The following is a 13,064-nucleotide window of genomic DNA, read 5'->3' as shown; positions in this document are numbered from 1 at the left end:
CAGCAATGACCCACCAGTGGCGCGGAATCATCGAGGAGTACCGGCACCGGCTGCCGGTGTCCGACGACACACCGGTCGTGACGCTCCGCGAGGGCGGCACGCCCCTCGTGCCCGCGCAGGTGCTCTCCGAGCGCACCGGCTGCGAGGTCCACCTCAAGGTCGAGGGCGCGAACCCGACCGGGTCCTTCAAGGACCGCGGCATGACCATGGCCATCTCCAGGGCCAAGGAGGAGGGGGCGAAGGCCGTCATCTGCGCCTCCACCGGCAACACCTCCGCCTCCGCGGCCGCGTACGGCGTGCGGGCCGGCATGGTCTCCGCCGTCCTCGTGCCGCAGGGCAAGATCGCCCTGGGCAAGATGGGCCAGGCCCTCGTGCACGGCGCGAAGATCCTCCAGGTCGCCGGCAACTTCGACGACTGCCTCACCCTGGCCCGCGCCCTGAGCGACAACTACCCGGTGGCGCTGGTGAATTCGGTCAACCCGGTGCGCATCGAGGGCCAGAAGACGGCGGCCTTCGAGATCGTGGACATGCTCGGCGACGCACCCGACATCCACGTCCTCCCGGTCGGCAACGCGGGCAACATCACGGCCTACTGGAAGGGTTACCGGGAGTACGCCGCCGACGGCGTCGCCGCCCGGACGCCCCGCATGTGGGGCTTCCAGGCCTCCGGCAGCGCCCCGATCGTGCGCGGCGAGGTGGTCAAGGACCCCTCGACCATCGCCACCGCGATCCGCATCGGCAACCCGGCCTCCTGGAGCCAGGCGCTGGCCGCGCGGGACGAGTCCGACGGCGTCATCGACGAGGTGACGGACCGCGAGATCCTGCGCGCCTACCGGCTGTTGGCCGCTCAGGAGGGCGTCTTCGTGGAGCCCGCCTCCGCCGCCTCCGTGGCCGGTCTGCTCAAGGCCGCCGAGCAGGGCGGGGTCGACCCGGGGCAGCGCATCGTGTGCACCGTCACCGGCAACGGCCTGAAGGACCCCGACTGGGCCGTCGCCGGCGCCCCGCAGCCCGTCACCGTCCCGGTCGACGCGGCCACCGCGGCCGAGCGCCTCGGCCTCGCCTGAGAGCGCGCCGCCCCGGAAACCGGGAAGGTCCCCGGCAGGGGGCACAGGAGGCATGGCGACACGCATCGTGCGCCTCCTGTGCGCCCTATGTCGCCGCGGAACCTTCCTTCGATAGGCTGGGGCGAACCCGCCCACCACACATGCCCCGCGTGCGGCGCCGCGCCGTCCCCGCAGCCCGGCGGGTCCCCGTACGTCATCGGAAGTCCATCGAACGACCATCGGTCCCAACGAGCGCCGTTCGACAGTCACGCAGCTCAAGGAGAGTCAACGAGCGATGGCCGGTCCAGCGTTCCGCGCCGCCGCCGTCCGGGTGCGCGTTCCCGCCACCAGCGCCAACCTCGGTCCGGGTTTCGACGCCCTGGGCCTCGCGCTGGGGCTCTACGACGACGTGGTCGTCCGGGTGGCCGACTCCGGGCTGCACATCGACATCGCGGGCGAGGGCAGCGAGACCCTCCCGCGTGACGAGGACCACCTCCTCGTCCGCGCCCTGCGCACCGCCTTCGGCCTGCTCGGCGGGCAGCCCCGCGGCCTGGAGATCGTCTGCGCCAACCGCATTCCGCACGGCCGGGGCCTCGGCTCCTCCTCCGCCGCCATCTGCGCCGGCATCGTCGCCGCGCGCGCGGTGACCATAGGCGGCGAGTCCCGCCTCGACGACGCCGCGCTGCTGGAACTGGCCACCGAGATCGAGGGCCACCCGGACAACGTGGCGGCCTGTCTGCTCGGCGGTTTCACCCTCTCCTGGATGGAGTCCGGCGCCGCCCGGGCGATCAGGATGAAGCCCGACCGTTCCATCGTTCCGGTGGTTTTCGTGCCCGGCAGGCCGGTCCTGACCGAGACCGCCCGCGGTCTGCTGCCGCGCACCGTGCCGCACGTCGACGCCGCCGCCAACGCGGGCCGCGCCGCCCTGCTCGTCGAGGCCCTGACCAGGCGCCCCGAGCTGCTGCTGCCCGCCACCGAGGACCGCCTGCACCAGGAGTACCGCGCCCCGGCCATGCCGGAGAGCGCCGCGCTGGTGGAGCGGCTGCGCGCCGACGGCGTCCCCGCCGTCATCTCCGGCGCCGGACCCACCGTGCTGGCCCTGGCCGACACCGACAGCGCCGACAAGGTGTCCCACCTCGCCGGTGCGGGCTGGGCCGCCAACCGGCTGGACCTCGACACGCACGGCGCGAGCGTGCTGCCGCTCGCGGCCTGAGACACGGTTGCCGGATTTGGAGAGGGGGAATGTTTATTGGATCCGGTAGTGTTAATCTCAAGTCTGCACCCGACCCCACCATGGCGAGGTGCTTCGTGTCCCCGTCCGGGACAGACATTCTTCCGGGAGCCTCCCGAGCCACTCCGTGTTCCGTACGCCGTACCTGGGCAGTACGACGTATGCGGACACTGAGCCGGTCGCCGGGCACGCTCCGGAATCGGTGCTACCACGCCACGTGACACACGGTGCCACGGCTCGCGGAAGCGCCATCACCAGCACATTTCTTCCGCCGCTTTGGCGGACCACCGCCCCGGCACGGTCCACAGAGACAGGACCGTAGCCGGACAGCACAACCGGTCGCCGAGCCAGACAGGCCGACGTCCGCTCCAGGGAAGGACCCTTCGTGAGCGACACCACCGATCTGATGGGCGCACGTGTCGAGGAGACCGCTGCCGCGCCCGCCACGGACGCCTCCGCGCCTGCCACCGGTGCCGGCTCCCGGCGGCGCCGCGGTACCGGCCTCGAGGGCATGGTGCTGGCCGAGCTGCAGCAGGTCGCCTCGGGCCTCGGCATCAGGGGCACCGCGCGCATGCGCAAGAGCCAGCTGATCGAGGTCATCAAGGAGGCCCAGGCACAGGGCGGCGCAGCCGCCCCCAAGGCCGAGGCCGCCGCCGAGACCAAGCCCAAGCGCCGGGCCACCTCCAAGGCCCGCACGGGTGAGGACGCCGCCGAGAAGAAGGCGGACAAGGCCACCGACGCCTCCTCCAAGCCCGCGAACGAGCAGAGCGCCGCCGCCAAGGCCGTGGCCCAGCAGCAGATCGAGATCCCCGGCCAGCCGTCCCCCGGCGCCGCCGGTGACGACGCCCCCGCCGAGCGCCGCCGCCGCCGCGCCACCGCCGAGGCGGGCGCCCCGGCCGCGAACGGCGCCGAGCCGGTCGCCGCCGAGGCGAAGGGCGAGGCGCCCGCGCAGCAGCCGCAGGGCGAGAGCAGGAACGACGCCGCCGACGGCGAGGGCCGTGGCCGCCGCGACCGCCGCGAGCGGGGCCGCGACCGCGACCGGGACCGCCGCGGCAAGGGCGACGACCAGCAGGGCCAGGGCGGCGGCCAGCGCCAGCAGCAGAGCCAGCAGCAGGGCGGCCGCCAGGACCGCCAGCAGGACGACGACGACTTCGACGGCGGACGCCGGGGCCGTCGCGGCCGCTACCGCGACCGCCGCGGTCGTCGCGGCCGCGACGACATCGCCGTCGAGCCGCAGGTCGCCGACGACGACGTCCTGATCCCCGTCGCGGGCATCTTGGACATCCTGGACAACTACGCGTTCATCCGGACCTCCGGCTACCTGCCGGGCCCGAACGACGTGTACGTCTCCCTCGCCCAGGTCCGCAAGAACGGCCTGCGCAAGGGCGACCACGTCACCGGCGCGGTCCGCCAGCCCAAGGAGGGCGAGCGCCGCGAGAAGTTCAACGCGCTGGTCCGCCTCGACTCCGTCAACGGCATGGCGCCCGAACACGGCCGCGGCCGTCCGGAGTTCAACAAGCTGACCCCGCTCTACCCGCAGGACCGGCTCCGCCTGGAGACCGACCCGGGCGTGCTGACCACCCGCATCATCGACCTCGTGTCGCCGATCGGCAAGGGCCAGCGCGGTCTGATCGTGGCCCCGCCGAAGACCGGCAAGACCATGATCATGCAGGCGGTCGCCAACGCGATCACCCACAACAACCCCGAGTGCCACCTGATGGTCGTCCTCGTCGACGAGCGTCCGGAAGAGGTCACCGACATGCAGCGGTCGGTCAAGGGCGAGGTCATCTCCTCGACCTTCGACCGCCCGGCCGAGGACCACACCACGGTCGCCGAGCTGGCCATCGAGCGCGCCAAGCGGCTCGTGGAGCTGGGCCACGACGTGGTCGTGCTGCTCGACTCCATCACGCGACTGGGCCGTGCCTACAACCTGGCCGCGCCGGCCTCCGGCCGCATCCTGTCCGGTGGTGTCGACTCGACCGCGCTGTACCCGCCGAAGCGGTTCTTCGGCGCGGCGCGCAACATCGAGGACGGCGGCTCGCTCACCATCCTGGCCACGGCTCTCGTGGACACCGGGTCCCGCATGGACGAGGTGATCTTCGAGGAGTTCAAGGGCACCGGCAACATGGAGCTCAAGCTCGACCGCAGGCTCGCCGACAAGCGGATCTTCCCGGCCGTGGACGTCGACGCCTCCGGCACGCGCAAGGAGGAGATCCTGCTCGGGGCCGAGGAGCTGGGCATCGTCTGGAAGCTGCGGCGGGTGCTGCACGCCCTCGACCAGCAGCAGGCCATCGAGCTGCTGCTGGACAAGATGAAGCAGACCAAGTCGAACGCCGAGTTCCTGATGCAGATCCAGAAGACGACGCCGACTCCGGGCAACGGCGACTGAACACCGTCGCGGTGAGCGCCGTTCGCCGCACCGCCGTCCGCCGGCCACGGCTCCTCCGGAGCTGACCGGGTCCGCGCGGGCGGAACGCACCGGACGCGGCACCGCGCCCTCCGGGGTCTCCAGGGCCGCCTCCTGTCACCAGTGACAGGAGGCGGCCCTTGCCGTTCGACTCCCCCCGGGGGGGCCCTGCCCCGCCCGGCGCCGGGCGGCACGGACGCCGGCCACGCACCGCGCACTCCGCCACGCACCGCGCACTCCGCCACGCACCGCGCACTCCGCCGCGCGCCGGGCACGGTGCGCCGTGCAACCCTCTCCCGGATTTCTCCGTCTCACCCGATGGAGCGACGATGGAGTGGTGAGCACCGCGCCCGACCCTGGAAGCAGGGGGTAACCGACCGACGAGACCCGGGAGTGACGTGTCCGCCGAGAACCCGCCGGACCCCGGCATACCGGAACCGGCCGCCGTCGGTCCCCGCCGCGGCAAGCGCCGCACGGCCCTGCTCGCGGCGGCCTGGACGGCCGCGGGCGTGGTCCTGCTGGGCGGCACCGGCGCGGGCTTCGTCTACTTCAGGCTCAACGGCAACCTGCGCAGCGTCGACATCGACCAGACCCTCGGCAACGACCGGCCCACCAAGACCGACGACGGCTCCGAGAACATCCTGGTCCTCGGCTCGGACACCCGCTCCGGCGCCAACGGCGGGCTCGGCGGCGGCACCGACGACGGCAGCGCCCGCTCCGACACGGCGATGATCGTCCACGTCTACCAGGGCCACCGGAGGGCCGGCGTGGTCTCCGTCCCGCGGGACACCCTGATCGACCGCCCCGCCTGCACCGACACCGAGGGCCGGACGCATCCGGCGGCCCCGGGCGCGATGTTCAACTCCGCGTACTCCACCGGCGGCGCCGCCTGTGCCGTGAAGACCGTCGAGTCCATGACCGGCCTGCGCATGGACCACTACCTGGAGGTCGACTTCGCCGGCTTCCAGCGGCTCGTCGACGACCTCGGCGGGGTTCCGGTCACCACCACGAAGGCGATCGAGGACCCGCAGAGCCACCTCAGGCTCAAGGCCGGCACCCACACCCTGAGCGGCGGGCAGGCCCTCGGTCTGGTCCGTACCCGGCACGGCGTCGGCGACGGCTCCGACCTCGGCCGCATCCAGCTCCAGCAGGCCTTCGTCAAGGCGCTGGTCGACCAGGTCGGGCGGATCGGCGTCCTCACCAGCCCCAAGAAGCTGTACGACCTGGCCGACACCGCCACCAGGGCCGTCACCACCGACTCCGGGCTCGGTTCGGTGAACTCCCTGATCGACTTCGCGGACGGCCTCAGGGGCATCGGCGCCTCCGACCTGACGATGGTCACCATGCCGGTCCGCTACGACCCGGCCGACCCCAACCGGGTCCTGGTGCAGGAGGCGAAGGCCCGCCTGGTGTGGACGGCGCTGAGGGAGGACCGGCCGATCCCGGCGGCGGCCACGAAGGGGACGGCCACCGGGAAGGCCCAGGGCGTGGTCACCTCCTGACGGACGCGGGAAACCGGGCGACCGGCCCCGCCGGGCGCACTCCCGTCCGCGGCGCCCCGGCGCGCGCGCCCGCGCCCCGACCCGGGGGAATAGAACAGCCGCACCCCCGGTTTTGGGGGATGGCGCCAGTCCTGGCAGACTGGTCCGTCGGTTCCGGTTCACGCTCCCGCATTCCCGCGGCTGCGACCCGGCGCCCTCCCGAAACTAGGAGACACCTTGAAGCGCGACATCCACCCCGAGTACGTCGAGACGCAGGTCAGCTGCACCTGCGGCGCGTCGTTCACCACCCGCAGCACCATCGAGTCCGGCACCATCCGGGCCGAGGTCTGCTCCGAGTGCCACCCGTTCTACACGGGCAAGCAGAAGATCCTCGACACCGGTGGCCGTGTGGCCCGCTTCGAGGCCCGCTTCGGCAAGGCTGCCGGCTCCAAGAAGTAGCGAGCCCCATCTCGCCGGTCCACGGCCGCGCCCCGCTCCGGGACGCGCCCGGGACCGGCGTTTTTGGTCGCCCGCCCTCCCTTCCCCCGCAGCACAGGAGCCGCAAGATGTTCGAGGCCGTCGAGGAGCTCGTCACCGAGCACGCCGATCTGGAGAAGAAGATCGCCGACCCGTCGGTCCACGCCGACCAGGCCAACGCGCGCAAGCTGAACAAGCGCTACGCCGAGCTGACCCCGATCGTCGCCACGTACCGCTCCTGGAAGCAGACCGGTGACGACATCGAGACCGCGCGCGAGCTGGGCGCCGACGACCCGGACTTCGCCGCCGAGGTCAAGGACCTCGAGAAGCAGCGCGACGAGCTGACCGAGAAGCTGCGCCTGCTGCTCGTCCCGCGCGACCCCAGCGACGACAAGGACGTCATCCTGGAGATCAAGGCGGGCGCCGGCGGCGACGAGTCGGCCCTGTTCGCCGGGGACCTGCTGCGCATGTACCTGCGCTACGCCGAGCGGGTCGGCTGGAAGACCGAGATCATCGACGCCACCGAGTCCGAGCTGGGCGGCTACAAGGACGTGCAGGTCGCCGTGAAGGCCCGCGGGCAGATCGAGCCCGGCCAGGGCGTGTGGGCGCGGATGAAGTACGAGGGCGGCGTGCACCGCGTGCAGCGCGTCCCGGCGACCGAGTCCCAGGGCCGCATCCACACCTCCGCCGCGGGCGTCCTGGTGACCCCGGAGGCCGAGGAGGTCGACGTCGAGGTCAACCCCAACGACCTGCGCATCGACGTCTACCGGTCCTCCGGGCCGGGCGGCCAGTCCGTCAACACCACCGACTCCGCCGTGCGCATCACGCACCTGCCCACCGGGGTCGTCGCCTCCTGCCAGAACGAGAAGAGCCAGCTGCAGAACAAGGAGCAGGCGATGCGCATCCTGCGCTCCAGGCTGCTCGCCATGGCCCAGGAGGAGGCCGAGCGGGAGGCCGCCGACGCCCGCCGCAGCCAGGTCCGCACCGTCGACCGCTCCGAGAAGATCCGTACGTACAACTTCCCGGAGAACCGCATCTCCGACCACCGGGTCGGCTTCAAGGCGTACAACCTCGACCAGGTCCTGGACGGAGACCTCGACGCGGTCATCCAGGCCTGCGTCGACGCGGACTCGGCCGCCAAGCTCGCGGCCGCCTGAGGCGCGTACGCACCGACGAGTACGACACGCACCACACGGAGGACCAGCGTGCAGCAAGAATTCGGGGGGCGGCCCCCGAGCCCCCGCAGCGTGCTGCTCGCCGAGGTGGCCCAGGCCACCCAGCGGCTGGCCGACGCCGGCGTGCCCTCGCCGCGCACCGACGCGGAGGAGCTCGCCGCGTTCGTGCACGGGGTGAAGCGGGGCGCGCTGCACTCCGTGAAGGACTCCGACTTCGACGCCCGCTACTGGGAGGTCATCGCCCGCCGCGAGCAGCGCGAGCCGCTGCAGCACATCACCGGGCGGGCGTACTTCCGGTACCTGGAGCTCCAGGTCGGCCCCGGTGTCTTCGTGCCCCGGCCGGAGACCGAGTCGGTGGTCGGCTGGGCCATAGACGCCGTGCGCGCCATGGACGTCGTCGAGCCCTGCATCGTGGACCTGTGCACCGGCTCCGGCGCGATCGCGCTGGCCCTCGCCCAGGAGGTCCCGCGCTCGCGCGTGCACGCCGTGGAGCTGTCCGAGGACGCCCTGGTGTGGACCCGCCGCAACATGGCGGGCTCCAGGGTCGACCTGCGCCAGGGCGACGCCCTGACGGCCTTCCCGGACCTCGACGGCCAGGTCGACCTGGTCGTCTCCAACCCGCCGTACATCCCGCTCACCGAGTGGGAGTACGTCGCCCCCGAGGCCCGTGACTACGACCCGGAGCTGGCCCTGTTCTCCGGCGAGGACGGCCTCGACCTCATCCGCGGCATCGAGCGCACCGCGCACCGGCTGCTGCGCCCCGGCGGGGTCGTCGTCATCGAGCACGCCGACACCCAGGGCGGCCAGGTGCCGTGGATCTTCACCGAGGAGCGGGGCTGGGCCGACGCCGCCGACCACCCCGACCTCAACAACCGCCCCCGGTTCGCGACGGCCCGCAAGGCGCTGCCGTGACCGCCCCGACGTCCAGCCCGCAGTACGTGTACGAGGAGGCCAGCTAGACATGGCACGGCGATACGACACCAATGACGCGACCGACCGCGTGACGGGTCTGCGCGAGGCCGCCTCCGCCGTCCGCCGGGGCGAGCTGGTGGTGCTCCCGACCGACACGGTGTACGGCATCGGCGCCGACGCGTTCTCCTCGGAGGCCGTCGCCGACCTGCTCGCCGCCAAGGGCCGGGGCCGCAACATGCCCACCCCCGTGCTCATCGGCTCCCCGAACACCCTGCACGGCCTCGTCACCGACTTCTCCGAGCTGGCCTGGGAACTGGTCGACGCCTTCTGGCCCGGCGCCCTCACGCTGGTCGCCCGGCACCAGCCGTCCCTGCAGTGGGACCTCGGCGACACCCGGGGCACGGTCGCCGTCCGCATGCCGCTGCACCCGGTCGCCATCGAGCTGCTCACCGAGGTCGGCCCCATGGCCGTGTCCTCGGCCAACCTCACCGGGCACCCCGCGCCGGAGAACTGCGACGCCGCCCGGGAGATGCTCGGCGACTCCGTCTCCGTCTACCTCGACGGCGGCCCCACCCCGGGCAACGTGCCGTCGTCCATCGTGGACGTCTCCCGCGAGGTGCCGCTGCTGCTGCGCGAGGGCGCGATCTCCCCGGACGAGCTGCGCAAGGTCGTACCCGACCTCGAGGTGGCGAATTGACGGCCCCTGAGGCGGGGTTCGGCATAGGCAACGGAGAGCGCGCGGCGGAACAGACGACGACGTTCGGGTTCCCGCGCGACACCTTCCGCATCCTCCATGTCAGCACCGGCAACGTGTGCCGCTCGCCGATCACCGAGCGGCTGACCCGCCATTTCGTGGCCGAGCGGCTCGGTGTGCTCGGCGGCGGGCTGATCGTGGAGAGCGCGGGCACCTGGGGCCACGAGGGCGCCCCCATGGAGGCGCACGCGGAGACCGTGCTCGCCGAGTTCGGCGCGGACACCACCGGCTTCGTCGGCCGGGAGCTGCTGGACGAGCACGTCATCAGGGCCGACCTCGTCCTGACCGCCACCCGCGACCACCGCGCCCAGGTCATCTCCATGGGCCACTCGGCGGGCCTGCGCACCTTCACCCTGAAGGAGTTCACCCGCCTGGTGCGGGCGATAGACCCGGCCACCCTGCCGCCGCTGGAGGACGGCCTGGTCATGCGCGCCCGCGCCCTGGTGCGCGCGGCGGCGGCCCTGCGCGGCTGGCTGCTGGCCCCCACCGCCGAGGCCGACGAGGTCTACGACCCCTACGGCGCCCCGCTGACGTTCTTCCGGTCCATCGGTGACGAGATACGCGAGGCGCTGGACCCGGTGGTGACCGCGCTGACGGGCGTGCCGGCGCGGATGTGAGCGGGTCCGAGCGGGCGTGACGCCGCGCGCGCCGCCCACCCCGGGCCTACATTGGACCTACGTCCCCGCCGACCGCCCGGAGCCCGCCATGCCGGTCACCCCCGTCCTCGAGACCGATGCCCTGCGGCGGCAGGACCCCGAACTGGCCGAGGTCCTGCACGGGGAACTGGCGCGGCAGTCGACGACGCTCCAGCTGAGCGCCGCCGAGAACTTCACCTCGCCGGCCGTGCTCGGCGCCCTCGGCTCGTCACTGGCCAACAAGTACGCCGAGGGCTACCCGGGCGCCCGGCACCACGGCGGCTGCGAGTTCGCCGACGCCGCCGAACGCCTCGCGGTCGAGCGGGCCAGGGCGCTGTTCGGCGCCGCGCACGCCAACGTCCAGCCCCACTCGGGCTCGTCGGCCGTCCTGGCCGCCTACGCCGCCCTGCTGCGCCCCGGCGACACCGTCCTCGCCCTCGGCCTGCCCCACGGCGGCCACCTCACCCACGGCTCGCCCGCGAACTTCTCCGGCCGCTGGTTCGACTTCGTCGGCTACGGCGTCGACGCCGGGACCGGGCTCGTCGACCACGACCAGGTCCGCGCCCTGGCCCGCGCCCACCGGCCCAAGGCCGTCGTGTGCGGCTCCATCGCCTACCCCCGCCACCTCGACCACGCCTTCTTCCGCGAGGTCGCCGACGAGGTGGGGGCCTACCTGATCGTCGACGCCGCCCATCCGATCGGCCTGGTCGCCGGGGGAGCGGCGCCGAGCCCGGTGCCGTACGCCGACATCGTGTGCGCCACCACCCACAAGGTGCTGCGCGGCCCGCGCGGCGGGATGGTCCTGTGCGGGAGCGAGCTGGCCGAGCGCGTCGACCGGGCCGTCTTCCCCTTCACGCAGAGCGGCGCGCAGATGCACACCATCGCCGCCAAGGCCGTCGCCTTCGGCGAGGCGGCGACCCCGGCGTTCGCCGCGTACGCCGGGCGGGTGGTCGCCAACGCGCGGGTGCTCGCCGCTCACCTGGCCGCCGAGGGGCTCGCGGTGGCCACCGGCGGCACCGACACCCACCTGATCGCCGCCGACCCGGCGCCGCTCGGCCTGGACGGCCGCACCGCGCGCGGCCGGCTCGCCGCCGCCGGCCTGGTCCTGGAGTGCTGCCCGCTCCCGCGCGGCGACGGCCGCGGGCTGCGCCTGGGCACGGCGGCGGTGACCACGCAGGGGATGGGGGAGGCCGAGATGGCGCGGATCGCCGTGCTGCTGGCGGCCGTCGTGCGCGGTGAGCGGGACCCGGCCGGGGTGCGCGCGCAGGTCCGGGAGCTGACCGGTAGATTTCCGCCGTACCCCGGCTGAGCGAGGGCGGGCGCACGCCCGTACACCCCGGTGTGACCGTCGTGCACAACCACGCGTGCAACCATCGTCGCCGTCCGGAAGTCCTCATCCACATGCGCGCGTCGCTAGGGTGTGGAGCTGTGATGGCCAGCGAGACCTGTGGGGAAGCCCGTGCGTGAATACCTGCTGACGCTCTGCATCACGGCCGCGGTGACGTATCTGCTGACAGGGCCGGTACGGAAGTTCGCGATCGTGGCCGGAGCCATGCCGGAGATCCGGGCGCGTGACGTGCACCGGGAGCCCACTCCGCGCCTCGGCGGGATCGCGATGTTCTTCGGCCTGTGCGCGGGCCTGCTGGTCGCCGACCACCTCACCAACCTCAACGAGGTCTTCGCGAAGTCGAACGAGCCCCGGGCGCTGCTGTCCGGGGCGGCCCTGATCTGGCTCATCGGCGTCCTGGACGACAAGTTCGAGATCGACGCGCTGATCAAGCTGGGCGGTCAGATGATCGCCGCGGGCGTCATGGTCATGCAGGGTCTGACGATCCTGTGGCTGCCCGTCCCCGGCGTCGGCAACGTCGCCCTGACCCAGTGGCAGGGCACGCTCCTGACGGTCGCGCTCGTCGTCATCACGATCAACGCGGTGAACTTCGTGGACGGCCTCGACGGCCTCGCGGCCGGCATGGTGTGCATCGCGGCGGCGGCGTTCTTCCTGTACTCGTACCGCATCTGGTACTCGTACGGCATCGAGGCCGCCGCCCCGGCGACCCTGTTCGCCGCCGTCCTGATGGGCATGTGCCTGGGCTTCCTGCCGCACAACATGCACCCGGCGCGGATCTTCATGGGCGACTCGGGCTCGATGCTGATCGGGCTGGTGCTGGCGGCCGGCGCGATCTCCATCACCGGCCAGGTCGACCCCGACGCCCTGGCCCTCTTCACGGGGTCGGAGAAGGCGGCGGTGCACCAGACGGTCCCCGTCTACATCCCGCTGCTGCTGCCGCTGACGATCATCGCCGTGCCCGCCGCCGACCTGGTCCTGGCGATCGTCCGCCGCACCTGGCGGGGCCAGTCGCCGTTCGCGGCGGACCGGGGGCACCTGCACCACCGGCTGCTGGAGATCGGCCACTCGCACAGCCGGGCCGTGCTGATCATGTACTTCTGGTCGGCCCTGATCGGGTTCGGGGCACTGGCGTACTCGGTCAACTCCGCGTCGATGTGGATCGTGCTCGGCGTGGTCTTCCTCAGCGCGGTGGGCCTGATCCTGCTCCTGCTGCCGCGCTTCACCCCGCGCGCCCCGATGTGGGCGCAGCGCATCGTGCCGCCGCGCTACCGCAGGCGCAGGCGGCCCGCCGAGGCCGTCGACGCCGTGCCGGGCTGCGCGCCGGAAACGGAAGGGCCGGGGGAGACGGGAGAGCCGGGGGATGCGCGGGAGGGCGCCGCGCAGGCGCCCGGGCCCGCCGGAACGGCCGTTCCCGGCGAGCGGGCCCCCGTCCCGGCCGGTGCGACGGGCGTCAACGGAGCCACCGCCCTGGGCTCCCGGTCCCGCACCGGTAAGGACCGCAAGGTAAGAATCTGACTAGAGCATTGCCAAGTCGTGGGGGAACCAACCCTCCCAATACCAGGCAAATGGGCACGGTTTTTGCACAGACGCGCAGGATCACT

Annotated in this window: 11 protein-coding genes; all 11 read left to right on the top strand. The window is 72.8% G+C overall.

Features of this window, described 5'->3' with window-relative positions; all coding sequences use genetic code 11:
* The first annotated feature begins 5 nt into the window (after positions 1–5).
* The 11 genes from thrC (at position 6) to QQY24_RS09890 (ending at position 12,978) form a co-directional block, all read left to right on the top strand.
* On the top strand, positions 6–1,064 hold the full coding sequence (thrC, locus tag QQY24_RS09940; protein ID WP_301972308.1) for a threonine synthase: 1,059 nt from the start codon (positions 6–8) through the stop codon (positions 1,062–1,064).
* A 274-nt stretch (positions 1,065–1,338) separates the two neighbouring features.
* A complete protein-coding gene (gene thrB / locus QQY24_RS09935) occupies positions 1,339–2,256 on the top strand; it encodes a homoserine kinase (protein ID WP_301972307.1) in 918 nt (305 codons plus the stop codon).
* Positions 2,257–2,659: 403 nt separating this feature from the next.
* On the top strand, positions 2,660–4,663 hold the full coding sequence (gene rho / locus QQY24_RS09930; RefSeq protein WP_301972306.1) for a transcription termination factor Rho: 2,004 nt from the start codon (positions 2,660–2,662) through the stop codon (positions 4,661–4,663).
* 416 nt (positions 4,664–5,079) lie between these two features.
* Positions 5,080–6,183 (top strand): LCP family protein, encoded by a 1,104-nt coding sequence (locus QQY24_RS09925; protein ID WP_301972305.1) that lies wholly within the window; start codon positions 5,080–5,082, stop codon positions 6,181–6,183.
* A gap of 216 nt (positions 6,184–6,399) precedes the next feature.
* The gene (gene rpmE, locus QQY24_RS09920; RefSeq protein ID WP_015657814.1) at positions 6,400–6,621 is read left to right on the top strand and encodes a 50S ribosomal protein L31; all 222 of its coding nucleotides are present in this window, start codon (positions 6,400–6,402) and stop codon (positions 6,619–6,621) included.
* A 107-nt stretch (positions 6,622–6,728) separates the two neighbouring features.
* Positions 6,729–7,796, top strand: a complete 1,068-nt coding sequence (gene prfA, locus QQY24_RS09915) for a peptide chain release factor 1 (RefSeq protein ID WP_301972304.1) — start codon at positions 6,729–6,731, stop codon at positions 7,794–7,796.
* A 90-nt stretch (positions 7,797–7,886) separates the two neighbouring features.
* Positions 7,887–8,726 (top strand): peptide chain release factor N(5)-glutamine methyltransferase, encoded by an 840-nt coding sequence (gene prmC, locus QQY24_RS09910; protein ID WP_301976192.1) that lies wholly within the window; start codon positions 7,887–7,889, stop codon positions 8,724–8,726.
* Between the two features lie 49 nt (positions 8,727–8,775).
* Positions 8,776–9,423 carry an L-threonylcarbamoyladenylate synthase gene (locus QQY24_RS09905; protein ID WP_301972303.1) on the top strand — a complete coding sequence of 216 codons (648 nt, stop codon included), beginning with the start codon at positions 8,776–8,778 and terminating at the stop codon, positions 9,421–9,423.
* Complete coding sequence (locus QQY24_RS09900) at positions 9,420–10,097, top strand: protein-tyrosine-phosphatase (RefSeq protein WP_301972302.1); 678 nt, start codon at positions 9,420–9,422, stop codon at positions 10,095–10,097. The genes QQY24_RS09905 and QQY24_RS09900 overlap by 4 nt, the downstream gene beginning before the upstream one ends.
* Positions 10,098–10,185: 88 nt before the next feature.
* Positions 10,186–11,424, top strand: a complete 1,239-nt coding sequence (gene glyA / locus QQY24_RS09895) for a serine hydroxymethyltransferase (protein ID WP_301972301.1) — start codon at positions 10,186–10,188, stop codon at positions 11,422–11,424.
* Positions 11,425–11,574: 150 nt separating this feature from the next.
* Entirely contained in the window at positions 11,575–12,978 is a 1,404-nt protein-coding gene (locus tag QQY24_RS09890) for an MraY family glycosyltransferase (RefSeq protein WP_301972300.1), read from the top strand.
* The last annotated feature ends 86 nt before the right edge of the window (positions 12,979–13,064 follow it).

Source organism: Streptomyces sp. TG1A-8 (assembly GCF_030499535.1).
Taxonomy (GTDB): Bacteria; Actinomycetota; Actinomycetes; order Streptomycetales; family Streptomycetaceae; genus Streptomyces.
The sequence above is the reverse complement of the archived record's forward strand: the minus strand, read 5'-3'. Positions and strand labels throughout refer to the sequence as shown.